15 protein-coding genes are annotated in these 17,867 nt (G+C 64.6%); 12 read left to right on the top strand and 3 right to left on the bottom strand.

The annotated features are described in order from the left end of the window. Nucleotides 1-25: 25 nt before the first annotated feature. Complete coding sequence (locus tag DES45_RS00685) at nucleotides 26-2,824, bottom strand: bifunctional diguanylate cyclase/phosphodiesterase (protein WP_114768055.1); 2,799 nt, start codon at nucleotides 2,822-2,824, stop codon at nucleotides 26-28. Nucleotides 2,825-3,399: 575 nt separating this feature from the next. On the opposite strand from DES45_RS00685, the gene DES45_RS00680 reads away from it, so the two are divergent. Further along, complete coding sequence (locus DES45_RS00680; RefSeq protein WP_245429676.1) at nucleotides 3,400-5,313, top strand: transglycosylase domain-containing protein; 1,914 nt, start codon at nucleotides 3,400-3,402, stop codon at nucleotides 5,311-5,313. Between the two features lie 63 nt (nucleotides 5,314-5,376). On the opposite strand, the gene DES45_RS00675 is transcribed toward DES45_RS00680, so the two are convergent. Next, nucleotides 5,377-5,784: a hypothetical protein gene (locus tag DES45_RS00675; RefSeq protein ID WP_114768054.1), complete on the bottom strand. Its 408-nt coding sequence runs from the start codon at nucleotides 5,782-5,784 to the stop codon at nucleotides 5,377-5,379. Nucleotides 5,785-6,498: 714 nt separating this feature from the next. Here DES45_RS00675 and DES45_RS00670 point away from each other — a divergent pair. From DES45_RS00670 to DES45_RS00630, 9 genes are all read left to right on the top strand, one after another. Then, a complete protein-coding gene (locus DES45_RS00670; protein ID WP_114768053.1) occupies nucleotides 6,499-7,506 on the top strand; it encodes a Bug family tripartite tricarboxylate transporter substrate binding protein in 1,008 nt (335 codons plus the stop codon). A gap of 94 nt (nucleotides 7,507-7,600) precedes the next feature. Further along, nucleotides 7,601-8,050 (top strand): tripartite tricarboxylate transporter TctB family protein, encoded by a 450-nt coding sequence (locus tag DES45_RS00665; protein ID WP_114768052.1) that lies wholly within the window; start codon nucleotides 7,601-7,603, stop codon nucleotides 8,048-8,050. 11 nt (nucleotides 8,051-8,061) lie between these two features. Continuing rightward, entirely contained in the window at nucleotides 8,062-9,567 is a 1,506-nt protein-coding gene (locus DES45_RS00660; RefSeq protein ID WP_114768051.1) for a tripartite tricarboxylate transporter permease, read from the top strand. A 75-nt stretch (nucleotides 9,568-9,642) separates the two neighbouring features. After that, nucleotides 9,643-10,476 carry a cupin domain-containing protein gene (locus tag DES45_RS00655; RefSeq protein ID WP_114768050.1) on the top strand — a complete coding sequence of 278 codons (834 nt, stop codon included), beginning with the start codon at nucleotides 9,643-9,645 and terminating at the stop codon, nucleotides 10,474-10,476. A gap of 56 nt (nucleotides 10,477-10,532) precedes the next feature. Continuing rightward, nucleotides 10,533-11,774 carry an LVIVD repeat-containing protein gene (locus DES45_RS00650; RefSeq protein ID WP_114768049.1) on the top strand — a complete coding sequence of 414 codons (1,242 nt, stop codon included), beginning with the start codon at nucleotides 10,533-10,535 and terminating at the stop codon, nucleotides 11,772-11,774. Nucleotides 11,775-11,778: 4 nt separating this feature from the next. After that, nucleotides 11,779-12,870 (top strand): CobW family GTP-binding protein, encoded by a 1,092-nt coding sequence (locus DES45_RS00645; RefSeq protein ID WP_170151343.1) that lies wholly within the window; start codon nucleotides 11,779-11,781, stop codon nucleotides 12,868-12,870. A 43-nt stretch (nucleotides 12,871-12,913) separates the two neighbouring features. Further along, nucleotides 12,914-13,369: a cupin domain-containing protein gene (locus tag DES45_RS00640; RefSeq protein ID WP_114768047.1), complete on the top strand. Its 456-nt coding sequence runs from the start codon at nucleotides 12,914-12,916 to the stop codon at nucleotides 13,367-13,369. A 270-nt stretch (nucleotides 13,370-13,639) separates the two neighbouring features. Beyond that, nucleotides 13,640-15,022: a calcium-binding protein gene (locus DES45_RS00635; protein ID WP_114768046.1), complete on the top strand. Its 1,383-nt coding sequence runs from the start codon at nucleotides 13,640-13,642 to the stop codon at nucleotides 15,020-15,022. 885 nt (nucleotides 15,023-15,907) lie between these two features. Further along, entirely contained in the window at nucleotides 15,908-16,198 is a 291-nt protein-coding gene (locus tag DES45_RS00630) for a GIY-YIG nuclease family protein (protein WP_114768045.1), read from the top strand. A gap of 194 nt (nucleotides 16,199-16,392) precedes the next feature. Here DES45_RS00630 and DES45_RS00625 read toward each other — a convergent pair whose 3' ends face one another. Then, on the bottom strand, nucleotides 16,393-16,611 hold the full coding sequence (locus DES45_RS00625; RefSeq protein ID WP_114768044.1) for a helix-turn-helix domain-containing protein: 219 nt from the start codon (nucleotides 16,609-16,611) through the stop codon (nucleotides 16,393-16,395). Between the two features lie 103 nt (nucleotides 16,612-16,714). On the opposite strand from DES45_RS00625, the gene DES45_RS00620 reads away from it, so the two are divergent. Beyond that, a complete protein-coding gene (locus tag DES45_RS00620; protein WP_114768043.1) occupies nucleotides 16,715-17,017 on the top strand; it encodes a hypothetical protein in 303 nt (100 codons plus the stop codon). Between the two features lie 105 nt (nucleotides 17,018-17,122). Next, entirely contained in the window at nucleotides 17,123-17,836 is a 714-nt protein-coding gene (locus tag DES45_RS24680) for a hypothetical protein (protein ID WP_147282321.1), read from the top strand. Nucleotides 17,837-17,867 lie beyond the last annotated feature (31 nt).

Raw genomic sequence — 17,867 nt, 5'->3', positions numbered from 1 at the left:
GTGCCGCTTCCCGGACGCGTGCCTCTCAAAGTGCGGGATGAATCTCTCGCAGCGGGAGAAGCTCCGCCGCGCGGTATCCGGGGACAGGCTCCGCGAAAAGAAAGCCTTGCGCGTTGTCGCAGCCCAAGGCGAGGAGACGCTTCGCCTGGCCTTCCGTTTCCACGCCCTCCGCGGTGATCCGCATCCCGAGATTCCGGCCCAGCGCGATGATGGCGGCGACGATCGCCTCGTCTCCCGCATCCTGCTCGAGGTTCACGATGAAGCTGCGGTCGATTTTGACGTGCCCGACTGGAAACTGCTTCAGGTGGGTCAGCGACGCGTAGCCCGTTCCGAAATCGTCGAGCGCCACGAGGATGCCCCGCTCGTGAAGCTGGCGAAGGGTCGCGGCAACCACATCGGAGCTTCTCCCTAGAAGGACCGTCTCGGTCACTTCGACTTCGAAGTTTTCCGGCGGAATGCGATGCCGGTCGAGAACGTCGGAGATCCGGTCGGCGAGGCGCGGCTGACCGAATTCGGCCGAGGACAGATTGACGGCGACGCGCCCGACGCGAAGGCCCTTGTCGAGCCACTGGCGCATGTCGGCTGCCACGGCCGACATCAGCTGCTCCCCGATATCGGCCGCGATCTCCGGATCGTCGAACGAGGCGCCGAAGTATCCTCCGGGCGTCAGGAGGCCTCGACTCGGATGCTGCCAGCGGGCGAGAGCCTCCAGGCCGATCACCCGGCCGGACGCGAGGCAGACCTTGGGCTGGTAGAACGGAACGATCTGGCCCAGAAGAATCGCTTGGCGAAGTTCCTTGCCGAGAGAGACGCGCTGCTCGATCATCGTCCTCAGGCTAGGCGAGTAGGTGACGACGCGATTGCGACCATCGGCCTTGGCCTGATAGAGCGCAATATCGGCATCCTTCATCAGCTCGACGGGCGTCCGGTCGTGGTCCGGGTACCGTGCGACGCCGACGCTCGCTCTGCTGATGACCGTGCGGCCCGCATAGGCGAAGGGCTGGCGCAGCCGCGCCGTCACCGTTTCAGCGAAGGCGGTTGCTCCTTCGAGCGTCCGAGGCTGAACCAGCACCACGGCGAACTCATCGCCGCCGATCCTTGCGACCGTGTCGTGCTCGCCCGCGAGCACCGCCAGCCGCAGCGCCATTTCCCGCAGCAGGGCATCGCCCGCGTCGTGGCCCAGGGTATCGTTGACGTCCTTGAAGTCATCCAGGTCGATCAGAAGAAGGCTGACGCTCGTTCCGCTTTGCTGGGCGTCTGCAAGCGCCTGGGCGAGACGCTCCTGGAACAGGGCTCGATTGGGCAGGCTGGTGAGCACGTCGTGATTGGCGACCCGCCAGACCTCCTCCTCCGCCATCTTGCGGTCCGTGATGTCGAAGGTCACGCCGACCACGCGGGTGGGGCTCGCCTTCTCGGCGCGCGATCCCAGCCACAGCACCTTTCCGTCAGGCAGGATGTAGCGGAACTCGGCGGTTTCCGAACCCTTCTGGTAGATCTGGTGGAGGAATCGCTGGCGCAGCGGCTGATCCTCGGGGTGCACTCTTTCGAGGAAGTCCGACAACGGCCCCGATCCGATGCCGAGCAGATCCATCGAATGCTGGGATCGCGTGATGAAATCCGTCGCGAGGTCGTGCTCCCAGGCGAACATGCGGCCTGCATGAAGGGCGAGGCGCAATCGCTCCTCGCTCGCCCGAAGCGCCTCGGACGCCTGATTCCGGGCAGTGACGTCGATCACGCCGCCGAAGACGTGGCTAAACTGTCCGTCCTCGTCGCGCTGCACCCGGCCGGACATCAGCACGTCGAGAATGCGGCCGTCCTTGGTGACCAGGCGGTACTCGATATCCTTCGCCTCGCCGGTCCTGAACAGGTTCGACCAGACGGTCTCCCGCTTCTTGATCGCGTCCGCCGTCATGAAATCGGTGATGGGGCGGCCCTCTACCTCGGCCCGGCGATAGCCCAGGAGCTCGAGCCACGCATCGCTGACATATTCGATGACGCCTTGGGAATTGAGCGAGTGAAGAGGGAGAGGGGTTTTGTTGTAGAGGTTGCGGAACCGCTCCTCGCTTTCGCGCAGGGTCATCGCCTCGCGCTTCGCAAGCTGGGCGAAACGGCGGTCGAACATGGCCGATATCAGAGCCAGGAAGAGGATCAGCAGCGTCGTGACCGAGACGGCCAGGGCCAGAACCATCGGACTGAGGCTGATGTGGCCGTCATCCGGCCGGACCGGCCCTTGCGTGGTGAAGATCGCTCCCTGCATGGCGGAGTAGTGCAGGCCCGCGCTGGCGACCCCCATGACCGGGGCGGCCAGAAGCTTCTGGACGAAGCCCACATTGCGGAAGGCGAGCCAGAGCGCGGTGGTCGAAGCGCCGACAGCGATCAGGATGGAGACGGCGACCCAGAAGCGCTCGTAGCTGATGTCGACCCCCATCTCCATGGCGGCCATGCCGGTGTAATGCATCGCCGCCATGCCAAGCCCCATCAGGATGCCGCTGAGCACGAGCGGAACCGGGCCGGCATCGGTCCGGCTCAGCAGATGAATGCTGAGGCCGGTGACGACGATCGGCAGCAGAAAGGACAGGATCGTGGGGCCGATCTCGTAGGTCACCTTCACGTCCGGCAAGGTCAGGGCCAGCATGGCGATGAAGTGCATGGCCCACATGCCGCCGCCCATCGCCACGGCCGCCGTCGCAAGCCATGCGCGCTTGACCCGCCCACCCGACGCCCGGATGCGTCCGGCGAGATCGAGCGCCGTATAGGAAGCGAGGGTCGCAATCAGCAGCGAAAGGGCAACAAGAACGGGGTTGTAGGTTCCAACGTGGGTCATTCTTGTTCCGGCAGGTCACAGAGCGGCATTATTGGGGAGCAACTGGTTAAGAAACACAAGCGCCGCCCCGGCTCGGCGCAAGGAGGCTCTTGACTCTCCCGTCGCCGGAGATCTCCCGCCATGGAAGAGCGGGCAGTCCATGATGCGCATTCTTGGGCTCATTGTCCCTGTCCTGCGGCGCTTCGGCACTGGCAAAGCTTGGCGGCGCAGTAGGTATTCCTACGTAATTCGTTCGGGCGGCAAATCAGTCTACAGAGCATCTCAACAAACGGGGCGGCAGCTTGGCCGTTTCCCAAATAACAAATTGCTGTAACTTCCGTACATGGGGGCTGTGCGGGCAAAAAGCCGCAGATGCAGGAAAAACTGCACGCGGCTTTTTCTTTGTCGGAAAACGCTCGCGTCCAGCATCGGGCAACAGAAGTCCGGATTTTTACTGCTCAGCTTTGGCGGTCCTTCCTCCGTCATGAAGGAACGTCAGTAAAGCGCGTCTCTGCGCAAGCGCTACATTCGGCCATTATTCTCCTGTTTTCTGGAGATCTCTGCGCTGAATGATTCGGCGCGCCATAGGGCCGAAAATGACCCGCCTCTTTGCTATCCTGTTTGCGTTGCTCTTCATGGCGGTCGGCACGAACGCCCCGAAGGCGCAGACGGAAGAGCCGAAATACTTCTGGGACCTCAAGCCTCGCTCCCTCCGCCTCCTCGTCAGTTCCGCACAGGTGATGGTCACGCGCACCGCGACCGGCTGGGACGCCTATTGCCGCTGCCCGGTGGCGCTTACGCCGTCCGAAATCCCCGACGTGATGAAGAAGGCGATCATCGCGGTCGAGGACAAGCGCTACTTCGACCATCGCGGCATCGACCTCGTGTCGCTCTTGGCGGTTCTGAAAGGCGGTCTCAGCCGCGGCGGCAGCACGATCCCGATGCAGCTTCTGAAGAACCTGGTGTTCCACGACCTCCGGCAGGCCGACGTGCTCAGCCGGCTCGAGCGCAAGGGCGCGGAGCTCTGGCACGCCGGCCCCTTCGACGAGGCCATCGGCAAGGAGGAACTCCTCGCCGGCTACCTGAACCAGATCGAGTTCGGCGGCCGCGAGATCGTCGGGCTCTACCGGGCGAGCCGGCATTACTTCCGGAAGGAGCCCAAGGACCTGACCCTCTACGAGGCGGCGCTTCTGGCCGGCATGGTGCAGGCGCCGGCCCGGTTCAATCCGCTGAAAGAGAAGACCCGCCAGCGGGCGCATGAACGGGCGCTGCTCGTTCTCAAGCTCATGGCGGAGCAGGGCAAGATCACCGAGAAGGAACGTCGGCAGGCTGCGCAGGCCGGCGCGCGTCCCGGCATGCTGCCGGAGTTCAGGATCCAGCCGCAGGCCTTCACCGAATGGGTGGTGCAGAGCTGGGGCGCCGACTACGTGCGGCCGGGCGAGACGGTGCGCTTCTTCGTGACGCTCAACCCCCGGCTCCAGTCCTTCGCCGAGCGCCATCTCGCGGACCTGCGCAAGGAGGGCGCCGTCCCGCCGGAATACGACGCCGGCGCCGTCATGATGGCTCCCAACGGACGCGTCGAGGCGATGGTCGGATCGGTGGACTGGTCCACGCGGCAGTTCAACAACGCCGTCAAGGCCAGCGTCCAGGCGGGCTCCACGGCCAAGCTGCCGTTGGCGATCACCGCCTGCGAAAGCGGGAAGACGCCGGAGAGCAGGGTGCTCGATCAACCGGTCGCGGGGAACTGGCCTTCGAACGGCCCGCTCGGTTACGGCGGCCGGATGGCGCTGAAGGATGCGTTCGCGACCTCGCGCAATGCCGCTGCCGTGCAGCTGGCGCAGGAGGTCGGCTTGGACAAAGTCGCGGATGTCAGCCGGCGGCTCGGAATCGATCCGGGCCCCAAGACGGATCTCAGCATGGTCCTCGGCTCGTACTCCACCAACGTCATGACCATGACGGGCGCCTATGCGGCTGTGGCGAATGGCGGTTATGAGGTGAAGCCCTCCGGCATTCTAGCGGTCGTCGATGGACGCGGCGAGATCCGGGCGGATTTTCTCACCGCATGGCGGACGCGGATCATTCCGGAACGCTGCGTCGAGCAGGCACAGGTCCTTCTCAGGGAGGTCGTGCGCAACGGGACCGGCCGGGCTGCCGCGCTGAAGCGCTGGCCGGCTTACGGGAAAACCGGAACGTCGTCCGAAAACGCGGATGCCTGGTTCGTCGGCTTTGCGGAAAAGCGCGTGTTCGGGGTCTGGATGGGCCGCAGCCGGGGAGAGCAGGGACCTGCGCTCGCAGGAGCGGGCGCTCCCGCATCGTACTTCCGCCGTGTCTTGAACGCGGCGTCCGAATGGACGGACGAGAGGGACCGGCGGGAGGAGAAGCGGCTGGCCGCAGAGCGCGCCAAGTCCCGGGAGAGCTGGCAGGCGATGGCCGACTGGATCCTGGCTCTCAGGCAGTCGGTGACGGCGCCGCAGGCCCGCTTGCCGCAAGGGGATGGCCGGAAAGAGTAGGGCAGGGCGCCTGAGCCCTGCCCCGACCGGACGATGATCGGATCCGTCGTCGGCGGGATGCCCTCACTCCGCCGGAGCGATGTGAGGCGTCGGCTCCGACGAGACGGACGGCAGGCGGAACACCATGTAGCCGAACAGCAGCATCGCCGCGAGAACCACCAGGGACGCGAGCGCCGCGACCGGATCCGCCGCCGTGTAGCCGAGGTGGATCGCCGCGACGGCGATCGTCAGCAGCACGGTCCCGGCCGACCACAGCCAGACCTGGACCATGGCAAGCCGACTCGCGTCGAGTGCGGGACGGCGCTCGTAGTAGATGCCGAACAGGAACAGCGACACCCATCCGAGCAGGTTCAGGTGCGCATGCGCCGGCATGATGGAATGGTCCTGGGAAGCAGCCATGCCGATGCCCATCGCCATGCCGGCAACCACGAACAATACGGCCAGTCGAAAGCTCAGGGTCGATGCCTTCATCGTCAATCCTCCTCGGTGTTCCCCTGCTGGGGTGATTTCGTGTTTCTTCACCTCTACGCCGATCCGAACCGGCCGCCGTGCGCCCCAGCACACGGAAATTCATAGCACGGCCGCCGATCGTGCGGCTTAGCCCTGAAGAGGGATATGGTCCGATCGAACCACGGGCCGGATCGCACGCGTCCGAGGCTGTCGAAGGCTCCGCCGCAGCAGGGCGGAGGCTCCGAAAGCAACCAAGGGTTGCCGGACGCATCTTACAGACGCATTACGTCATCTGATGCCCGGCAGAAAAAGATATTATTTTCTTTAAATTCGGACCCGCTGTTACGTTCAGTCAACAGCCCTCGTCACGGCCTTTCAAGCTTCGAAAGTCCAAGTGGAGACGAGTTCGATGGATCCAGGTGGCTACCGTTTTCTCGCCGGCGGATGTGCTCACAGTCCAGGGCATCTCCGGCCCGTCGCCCGGCTCACCTTGCGCCTGCAACCGATGCCGGATCGATCATGAAAGCCGGTACAAACGCCAAGTCGGAGGCGCCTCGGCCGGCGCTCAAAGGAGGGGCTGAGCCGCAGCGCTGATCGAGCCGCTCGCGAAGACCGGAGACGTCGAAAAGTGGTCGATCCAAGTCGCAAGGGGAGTTCGATTCGGGCCGGTCGGCCGACAAGCAAGAAGCACAGGTCACGCAAAACAAAACACCGAGATGACCAAGGGAGGAAGGAATGATTACAAGACGCCCATTCGTACTGGGTCTGATCTGCGGCGGGCTCGCGCTCGGGAGCGGTCTGACGCTCTCCGGCGCAGCGACGGCGCAGGATGCCTCGAACTACCCGAACCAGCCGATCCAGCTGGTCGTTCCGTTCGCTCCCGGCGGCGCATCCGACTTCGCCGCGCGCCTGATGCAGAACAAGCTGTCGGAGCATCTCGGACAGCAGATCGTCGTCGTCAACCGCGACGGCGCCGCAGGCAATATCGGCATGGAGATGGCCGCGCGTGCCAAGCCGGACGGCTACACGCTCTATCTCGGAAACGTGGGAACGGTTTCGATCAACCCGCACCTGTTCCCAAACCTGACGGTGAAGCCGCTCAAGGACTTCATCCCGATCTCGATCGTCGCCGACACGCCCGGCCTGATGATCGCACGCCCCGATTTCCCGGCCAAGAACGCGAAGGAATTCGTCGAATACGTGAAGGCCAATCCCGGTAAGATCAACTTCGCGTCCCCGGGCACGGGCAGCGTGAACCGGCTCGAGATGGAGGCGCTTCAATACGCGCAGGGGCTGAAGATGACGCACATTCCCTACAAGGGCGGTGCGGGCCCGGCCGCAGCGGACGTGATGGGCGGGCACGTGGACGTCATGTTCGTGACGATCGCGACGGCCATCAACAACGTCAAGGCGGGTCGCCTGAAGGCTTTGGCCGCGACCACCAAGGAACGGGTCGCGTCCCTCCCGGAAGTCCCCACGATGATGGAGCAGGGCCTGACCAATCGTCCGAGCTCGTCATGGCAGGGCGTCCTCGCGCCGGCCGGCACCCCGAAGCCGATAATCGACAAGGTTCATGCGGCGATCGTCGAAACGATGAGGGACCCCACCATCCGCGAACGCATGGCATCCGCGGGCGTGATCGCCGTCTCCAGCGCCTCTCCGGAGGAGTTCATGGAATACATCAAGGCCGACAGCCAGCAATGGTCCGACATCATCGAGAAGGCCGGCATCAAGGCCGACTGATCCGATGAGCGATCTGCGGGAACGGGGCACGCCTCCGTTCCCGCGATGCATTCCTGCCCCGTGAATCGGCGGCGAAGTGACGGGAGGATCAATCATGAACATTCGTATGTCGACCGACATACTCACGGGGATTCTGTTTCTCGGAGTCAGCATCGGCGCCGTAACCATCATCGGCACGAGCTACTCGCTCGGCACGGCCTCGCGCATGGGGCCGGGCTTCTTTCCCCTGATCGTCAGCGTCATGCTGGGAATTCTCGGCGCAGTCCTGGTCGCACGATCGCTCCTGTCGCAGACCGAGAGCGTCGGCATCGTCGACCTGCGTCCGCTGCTGCTCGTGCTCGCGAGCACCCTGTTCTTCGGCCTCGCGATTGAAAGTCTCGGCCTGGCGGTCGCCGGCATCGTTCTCGTCTTCGGGGCACGGCTGGCCGGCCGTGAGTTCAAGGTCGTCGAGGTTACCGTGCTGGCCGTGACCCTCGTCGCCGCCTGCATTCTCCTGTTCGCCTACGCGCTCGGGCTCAACCTGCCGCATACGCGCTTCTGGTAAGGACGGCCGGCATGGAACTCCTCAACAATCTCGCCCTCGGCTTCTCAACCGCCCTCGCGCCCGTCAACCTCATGTACGGGTTCCTCGGCGTGCTGCTCGGTACGACGATCGGCGTGCTGCCGGGGCTCGGACCGGTCGCGACGATCTCCATTCTTCTTCCCATCACCTTCACGCTGCCGCCCGAAGCCGCCCTCATCATGCTGGCGGGCATCTATTACGGCGCAGCCTATGGCGGTTCGACGACCGCAATCCTCGTCAACCTGCCGGGCGAGAGTTCGTCCGTCGTGACGGCGATCGACGGCTACCAGATGGCCCGTCGCGGCAAGGCCGGCCTCGCGCTTGCCACCGCAGCGCTGTCGTCCTTCATCGCCGGCACGCTCGCGACGGTTCTCATCGCAGTCATGGCGCCGGCCCTGGCCGAGGTCGCCCTGAAGTTCGGGCCCGCCGACTACTTCTCGCTCATGGTGTTCGGCCTGATCGCGGCGGTCATCCTAGCCAACGGTTCCGTCGTCAAGGCGATCGGCATGATCCTTCTCGGGGTGCTGCTCGGCACGATGGGAACGGACGTGAACACCGGCACGCCGCGCTTCACGTTCGGGGTCGCGGAGTTCTCGGACGGAATCGACTTCGCGGTCATCGCCATGGGCATGTTCGGCCTCGGCGAGACGATCGGCAACCTCAGCCGCAAGGACGAGACGAACGGCGTCCTGAGCGAGGTGCGCGGCCTGTGGCCGAGCTGGGCGGAGATCCGATCCTTTCTGGCGCCCGCCCTTCGCGGCACCGCGCTCGGCTCCTGCCTCGGCATGCTGCCGGGCGGCGGCCCGGTGCTCTCGTCCTTCTCGGCATATGCGCTCGAGAAGAAGATCTCGCGCAAGCCGGGCGAGTTCGGCAAGGGCGCGATCGAGGGCGTGGCCGGGCCCGAGGCCGCCAACAACGCCGCCGCTCAGACGGCCTTCATTCCCATGCTCACCCTGGGCCTGCCTTCGAGCGCCGTCATGGCGCTGATGATCGGCGCCCTCATGATGCAGGGCCTGTCGCCCGGACCGCAGCTCCTCAACAACAACGCCCAGCTCTTCTGGGGCTTGATTGCGAGCATGTGGATCGGCAACGCCATGCTGGTCATCCTCAACCTCCCGCTGATCGGGATCTGGGTGAAGCTGCTCTCGGTGCCGTACCGAATGCTTTATCCGGCGATCCTCCTGATCTGCTGCATCGGCGTCTACAGCCTCAAGAGCAGCGCGCTCGACGTGATCGTCGCGACCTTCTTCGGGCTCATGGGCTTCGTGTTCTACAGGCTGAAATGCGAGCCCGCGCCGCTCCTGCTGGGCTTCATCCTCGGGCCTATGATCGAGGAGAACCTCCGTCGCGCGCTGCTCATCTCGCATGGAAGCCCGGTGGTCTTCGTCGACCGCGCCATTAGCCTCACCTTCCTGATCATGTCGGTCCTGCTGCTGATCGTCATGATCGCCCCGGCAATCCGCACCAAGCGCGATCTCGCCTTCCAGGAAGAGGGATGAGCGCCAGCAAGCCGCCAAAGGGCCGGGTTCGACGGAGCCCGGTCCCGACAAGAACCAACGCCAGGGAGCAGAGATTTGCCGTTCCACCGCTTTGAAACCGTCGAAGCCGTGCGGCTCACGCCGCATCTGTCGAGCGCCGTCGCTCCTCTGATCGAGGGGAAGTACCTTTACTTCTGCCTGAATCAGAAGAAGGCCGGCACCGGCTCCGAGCTGCACTATCACCCGAACGAACTCCTGATCTTCACGCTCACCGGAACCGTGAACGCGGTCATCGGCAAGGACCGGAAGATCGTTCCTCCAGGCACCTTCATCCTCATCCCGCCGAACGTGGGACACTCGCTCAAGGCGACGGAGGACGGCCCCTGCGCCTATCTCTACATCAAGGACCAGACCTGGTCGGTGGTCGGCATCGCGGCTGACGAGGCGCGGCCGGACAAGGCCATGTCGGTCGAGGAGGTGAACGAGAAGTTCGACCGCGGAGAGATCAAGGACCGCAAGGGCGAGGGCGGCCAGACAGACGCGGTGTCGGAGATGATCGTCGATGGCGTGCCGAACTGTTACTACCCGATCCTGACCTCGCTCCAGCAGCCCTTCAGCGCGGGCAGCCGCCGCGAGTGGATCGAGGGGCAGCTCTGCGCCTTCGGCTTCTACGAGCTGCCGAACGGATATGCCGAGCAATCCGCGGGCGCGGAGCACGAGCACTTCATCTATCTCCTCGAAGGCGGCCTCACAGCGACTGTCGGCAACGAGACGGCGGACGTGGCGCCGGGCGGCATCATCGAGATCCCGAAGGGCGCGCGCTACGAGCTCGAGGCCGAAAAGGGCGTGCCGACGCGCCTCGTCCTCGTCCGGTCCACCCCATTCCTCGAAGAGCAGCTCGCGCGCGAAGCCATGGCGCTGGCGAGCTAGGCTCACGCGCTTCGCGCCGTATCCCCGATCCCCGCATCCCGAATGACGAGAACATCATGAACAAAGCCGTAAAGCCCGTCGGGTCCCAGGAGATGGCCTGGAACTTCAAGCTCATCGCCCACCACGAGCTTGGAGGCTTCGGGGGCATGGGCGAGGGAATGTCGATCCAGCTCACCAAGGACGGCCGCCGCATCATGTGGATGGCGCACGAGAACGCGCCCAAGAACTTCACGGGCGTCGACGTCAGCGACCTGAAGAACCCGCGCCTCGTGGTGCAGACCGAGCTGCCCGAGCTTTACCTGCGCTCCAACTCCCTGGAAATCGTCGGCGACATCATGGCGGTCGCCTACCAGACCAAGCAGCCTGGCCAGAAGGGCGCAGGCTTCGAGCTGTTCGACATCTCGGTGCCGGAGAACCCGCGCTCCCTCTCGTTCGTCGACTGCTCCGGGCCCTACTCGCGCGGCGTGCACCAGCTCTGGTTCGTGGACGGCGAATACATCCACATGTCGGCGGGTGCGCCCGACTTCCAGCCGCGCAACCAGCTCGACGACCAGATCTACCGGATCTTCGACGTGCGCGACCCGACGAACCCCAAGGAGGCCGGGCGCTGGTGGCTGCCCGGCACCCGCGAGGGCGATGCGGAGCCGCCACCGGTGCGCCACGAGGCGAAGGCGGATTTCGGCTTCCGCGCCCACAACACCAACGTCTATCCGCAACGGCCGGACCGGGCCTATATCGGCTACATCGACGCGGGCGCGATCGTGCTCGATATCTCCGACAAGGCCAACCCGAAGATGGTGTCGCGCTGGGACAACTCGCCGCCCTATTTCGGCTTCACCCACACGCTGCTGCCGCTCTTCGACCGCAACCTTTACATCGTCACGGACGAGTGCGTGCTCGACGACATGGCCGACTGGCCCAAGCTCGTCTGGGTGCTGGACGCCCGCAACGAGGGGAACCCGGTGCCGATCTCGACGCTGCCGGCGCCGCCGGTCGACGTGTTCGGCCGCCGCGGCGGACGCTTCGGCGCCCACAATGTGCACGAGAACATTCCCCTCCCGACCTCGTGGGTTTCGGACCTGGTGATCGTTGGTACCTTCTTCAATGCGGGCGTGCGCGCCTACGACATCTCGGATCCGTACCAGCCGCGGGAGATCGGCTATTACGTGCCGGCCGCGCCGGCGCTCGCGCCCAAGGGCACGATCCAGCTCAACGATGTGTTCGTCGACGAACGCGGCATCGTCTACACCATGGACCGGCACACGGGCGGTCTCTACATCCTCGAGATGGAATTTTAAGCGCGTGGACCAGCTGTTCGGCCATGGCGCCCAGCCCTTCGGGCGCCAGCTCTCCCGCCCCGGCGCCGGCAAGCTGCCGGTGACGGTGATCACGGGCTTTCTCGGGGCGGGCAAGAGCACCCTGATCAAGGCGCTGCTCGAGAGTCCCGAGGGCGCCGGCACGGCGCTCATCGTCAACGAGTTCGGCGAGGTCGGCATCGACGATGCGCTCCTGCGCGAGAGCAGCGAGCGCACCATGCTGCTCGGCAACGGCTGCCTGTGCTGCCTGAGCGGGACCGACCTGCAGATGACCCTGCGCGATCTCTTCGCGGAACGTATGCGGGGAGCGATCCCCGACTTCAGGCGCGTCATCATCGAGACCTCGGGCCTCGCCGATCCGAGCCCGATCCTGCAGACGCTCGCGACCGACCGCACCCTCGATCTCCACTACGCGCTCGAAGGACTCGTCACCGTGGTGGACGCCGCGACCGCGCTCGCCACCGCGGGGCATGCGGACGAATGGGCCAAGCAGGTGGCCCTCGCCGACCGGATCGTCCTCACCAAGACCGATCTCGCGGCGCCGGAGGAGCGCGATGCGCTGCGCGCGCGGCTCGCCGAGCTCGCGCCGCTGGCGCCGGTGGAGGAGGCCAAAGCAGGCGTGGTCGATCCGGCCTTCGTGCTCGGCGAGGCCGATGGCCTGCGGGAGGCCGCGCGGCGCTCGGCCTTCCTGTGCGAGACGCCGGCATCTGCACCGACGCACCGGCAGCCCTACAAGACCTTCGTGATCACCATCGACCGGCCGCTGCCGTGGACGGTGTTCGCGCACGCCTTCGACACGCTGGCGAGCCTGCGCGGGCCGGATCTCCTGCGGGTGAAGGGGTTCGTCAACGTCGCGGGGCGGCAAGGCCCCGTAGTGGTTCACTTCGTGCAGCACCTCGCGCACCAGCCCGAGGAGCTGAAGGCATGGCCAGGCGAGGACCGCACCACGCGGCTCGTGTTCATCACGCGCAACCTCACGCGCGAGCGGGTGGAGGCGCTGCTGAGCGCCGTCCTTGCCATGGCCGACGACGCGCCCGAGGAGGGCGCGGGGGCAGGCGGACCGGAGGCGGGCTCATGAGCGCCTCCGGTCCGCATCTTTCTTTCTCCAGGGGACAACGACCATGACAGGCAAGACCAAGACGGCCGGAGCCGTGAGGGCGGGCGACGACGGGTATCTGTTCGCGCTTTCCGACATGACCAAGATCGATGCCGGCACCGGCTATTCCACGGCGCACGGCCCGGTGATCGAAGGCGACCGCATCCAGGTCGGCCTGATGCTCAAGCCCCGCGGCACCGGGGCCCGTCCGCACAAGCACCCGAACGAGCAGTGGAACTACGTGCTCCAGGGCCGGCTGCGCGTGCACATCGAGGGCGAGGAGGAGCGCATCGTCGGGCCCGGCACGCTCATCTACTTCCCGGCCGAGAAGGTGCACGCCACCGTGGCCCTGCCGGACGAGGACGTGATGTTCCTCGCCATCAAGGACATGTCGCACGGCATCGTTGGCATGGCCGCCGACGGCACCATGGCGGGCCCGCATTACGATCCGGGCTTCGAGCCCGAGAAGCAGGAAGCCTGACCCAGACTGACGGACGACGGAAGCGCGCCGTCGGGCTTTAAGGCCCGGCGGCGCGACATACTGCGACGGCCGAGGGATCGCAAGGGGCGCCCGTCGCGCACGGCTTCTTCGGCCGATACTCCCCTTTCGCCCGGTACTTGACCTCTCTTCGCGCGTATAATGTCGGCCTGTTCCCGCCAGGAACGGGACATCCGCGCCTGACATGACGACGGATCGTTCACGACAAGAGACCATCGGGGCTTCCGACGACACCAGAGGGAGCATGCTGCGATGTCGACTTTCACGATCACCATCGACGATCCCAACGGCCTCGACACGGGGCTGCTGTTTCCCGGGACTGAAGGACCTATTCGCGTGTATGGATATGGTCTCAGTCCGACGTTCGGATCCATTGCCTATCAGCCTCTCGTCGCGGGCGTCCCAGGTCCGCAGGCCTACCAGGTCAACTTCTCCGGCTCGGGCTTTGCGGCCGCCACGGTTCCGGTTGGGGCATTCGACATCGGCGGCAACATCACCGGCATGTCTCTCCTGAATGCAAGCGGCAGCTTCGAAACGCTGGCCCGTGTGACCTTCTCGCTGACCGGACAGAGCGCGGTGCCGATGACGTCCGGGGCGAGCCTCACGGCCGACTACCTGCTGTCTCATACGACCAACAACGACTACACCGCGCCGATCTTCTTCATCAACGGCAATGCCGGCAACGACATCCTCCGCGGGAGCGGCGGGCCGGACTCGTTCGACGGCAAGGGAGGCGCCGACCGGATGATCGGCCACGGCGGCAACGACGTCTATCGAGTCGACAATGCCGGCGACGTGGTGCTCGAGTCCGTGGACGAAGGCACCGACACGATCCTGACGAGCGTCAGCTTCGCCCTCGGCGCGGGCCAGTCGGTCGAGGTCCTCCGGACCGCCTCGGATGCGGGAACCGACGCCCTCAACCTTACCGGCAACGAGCTCGCCAACAGCCTGGTGGGCAATGCCGGCCGCAACGTGCTCGACGGCCTCGGCGGCGCGGACTCGCTGACGGGCGGGGCCGGCGACGATACGTACATCGTCGACGCGTCCGATCAGGTGTTCGAGTTTCCCGGCGCCGGCTTCGACACCGTTCGCACGAGCTCCGGCTTCACCCTCTCGGCGGGATCGAGCATCGAGGCCATGATTGCCGACGGCAGCGCTTCGCTGAACCTCACCGGGAACGAGATCGACCAGTCCCTCACGGGCAATGCCGGTCAGAACCTGCTCTTCGGGCTGGACGGACGGGACGTGCTCAACGGCGGCCCCGGCAACGACCGGCTCCACGGCGGCGCACTCGCCGACACCATGACGGGCGGATCCGGCCGGGACATCTTCGCGTTCGACGCGGCGGTGAAGTCCAAGTCCGACGCCGACAGGATCCTCGACTTCAAGTCGGCCGACGACACGTTCTGGTTCGACAACGCGGTCTTCACGAAGATCGGCCCGAACGGCAGGCTCAAGGCCGACGCCTTCCACCTCGGCAAGCACGCCGCCGACCGGCAGGACCGCGTCATCTACGACAAGGCGACGGGCAGCCTGTACTACGACCCGGACGGCACCGGCTCCGCCGCCCAGGTCAAGATCGCGGTCCTGACCAACAAGGCGAAGGTCGCGTTGAGCGATTTTCACGTGGTGTGAGGCCAGGGCGCCTGACTGTGAGGGTGGGCGGAATTTTTGAGTCGAGCTGCCCGGTTTCAGCAGATCGCGATGAGTGACGCCGAGCGCCTGCGCCCGCTCGTAGAGGGCCGCGACTGTGGGATCGCGCCGGGAATGACACCCGCTTGTCATTCCCGGCCGGAGCGTAGCGGAGGGGAAGGGAAGCCATGGCGCTGAGCGGGAGAGTGGATCCCCTTCCCGCACTTCGTGCGCCGGGGATGACAGGAGTGAGGCTGGCAAAGAGCGTGCGCCTGCGGGCCCGGGGCCGATTGGCGCCGAGCCTGAGATGATCGAGGGGGCGCGAGAGGCGATCCGGCTCGAAAGGTGGTGGTGAGGTGGAAGAGCCGGATGGCCCCTCGCGCACGGTTCTTTTCAGGCGGACAGGCGGCGCTGGGCCGAGAGGCGCCGCAGACGAACGCCGCCCCATGGGCGGCCGGGTCTGCGACCGGCTCCGGTCCCGAGGCTGGTGCCTGGGCCTCCCGCCGACAGCCGTTGCGTCGCGGCTGCCGCGGGACCGTGACCGGTCCCACAGATCACGACGCCTCGCGAGCGCGCCCCTCGGTGAACCGGACAGACACGATATAGCCTAGCTTGGCCCGAGTGTCAAGAACAAATCAGGAACATTGTCGCAGCCGCCCATTGCCGGCACGACGGTGTCATCCCCGGCGCGCGTCAGCGCGAAAAGGGGATCGACTCTTCCGCCCGGCGTTATGGCTTCCCTTCCCCTTCGCTGCGCTCCGGCCGGGAATGACAAGCGGGTGTCATCCTCGGCGAGCCATGGGCGGGGGAAGGGATTCATGCCCCAGCGGCACGATTGCGCGGACCCGCGGATCTTCTCATGATCCGCCGCACTGGGGGCAAGCGGCCATGCAGGAGCGATATGCGGTCTACATCCTGGCGTCTCGGAAGAACGGGACGCTCTACATCGGCGTGACCGGCAACCTCCCGCAGCGCATGGAGCAGCACAAGGCGCTCGCGGTTCCGGGCTTCACCCGGCGATACCGCGTGACGACGTTGGTCTACGTGGAGCGCTATGCCGATGTGACCGAGGCCATCGCGCGGGAGAAGCAGTTGAAGGGCTGGAACCGGGCCTGGAAGATCAGGCTGATCGAACGGTCGAACCCCGACTGGACCGACCTCGACCCCACGGCCTGCTAGTTCGCGGCCGTAGCAGTGTCATCCCCGGCGCACGAAGTGCGGGAAGGGATTCTCGCCCTTGTCATCCCCGGCGAGGGAAGGGGATCCACTCTCCAGTCTGCCGCAAGTGCCTGGATTCCCTTCCCCTCCAGCGGCTCCGCCGCTTCCGGCCGGGAATGACACGGAGGGCGTCGTCCGCGTTGCGGGGCGGCGTCTCAATTCGTGCTGCCCGGTTTCAGAAGATCGAGGTGGCTGACGCCGAGCGCCTGGGCCAGCTCGTAGAGAGTCACGACCGTCGGATTGCGACGGCCCCGTTCGAGCCCGCTGAGATATTGCTGGCTGAACCCGGAGCGTTCCTCGATCTGCTCCTGGGTAAGCCCCTTTTCGCGCCTGATGCGGGCGAAGTTCTGTCCGACGAGCTTGCGCATATCCATGCACAAGGGAAGTGGGCTGTTCGTCGGACGAAGTTTATCAACTATAATATGTATTTTGTTATTGTGCTCACCGGCGGCTCGAACCGGAGAGGAGGGTTTCGCCATGGACCAGCCCTATTCCGTGTGGGCCGACCTGCTGAATAAGTTCCACACCGCGTCGGAGTTGGTGCAAGTGCTGTGGCTGATCGCCGTTCCGGTGATGCTGCTCGGCGTGACGTGGTTGGTGATGCGGGGCCTGCGCGACATCGCGCTTGCGATGCGGCGTCCGCGCCCGGAGGTGAAGAGCCTTCTCTTCTACGGCGTGGTGCAGGACGCCAGCGGCCAATGGCACGTCCTCCGCCACGGGAGCGAGCCGAAGCCGCTCGAGTGGACGAACCCGCCGCGGGAGCTGGTGGGGCGGGAATGATGCAATCTTCTGTTATTTCGGTGAGCAGACCGCCGTATTAGTTGTGGTTCATGAACCAGTAAGTGTATGACTCGTGAAATATGCTGAGTGGGCTAGAGTTGCACTATGCAAGAGCGCGAAGAACTCACAACAAAAGTAGCTAAAGCAATTTACGGAGTGCAGCTAAATCGAGTGCGGGAAGAAGTTCGAGCCATGGAAATTCAGCACGGGAAAATTGCTCGTGTGCTGGAGGAAATTCAAACTGAGACCGATCGTTCTGCTGCAATATTGCTATTCGCGCTTATGGACGACACTTTGATTTTCTATCTGCAGAAATTTCTTAACCCTAATATCAAGGGTGGGTTGGCAAGTGTATTTGAAGGATCGGCTATGCTCTCGACGGCTCATAGCCGTATTACGTTCGCAGCCATGCTTTATTGGATTTCACCAGAAACATATTCAAACCTTAATTTAGTTAGGCGTATACGTAATATTTTTGCGCATCATACGGAGGTGCGGGACCTAAACCATAGCACTGTATCTGGCATAGTTCATTCTCTCGACAAGTTTGAAAGCTTTGTGCTTGAGCTTCCAAGTGTCAAAGAGTTGGATGTAAAACTATCAATTCGAGGCTTATTTATAGCTCGTTGTGCGTTGCTTATAGTCCGTCTCATTCGCGATTTGGTCGTATTACGAGCGTCTATCGCTAATCATGTTGACCCTAATGATGTAGTTAGTGATGCTTGGGATGAGCAGCCAAATTTGAAGCAGCTTAGCTACTTGGCGGCAGATACAATTACCGCGTTGTTAGAAAAGCAAAAGACAGAGTTGGCCATATAAAAACCCCGCGGTCTCCCGCGGGGCTCGTTTC

This window comes from Microvirga subterranea, assembly GCF_003350535.1.
GTDB classification, from domain to species: domain Bacteria; phylum Pseudomonadota; class Alphaproteobacteria; order Rhizobiales; family Beijerinckiaceae; genus Microvirga; species Microvirga subterranea.
The sequence above is the reverse complement of the archived record's forward strand: the minus strand, read 5'-3'. Positions and strand labels throughout refer to the sequence as shown.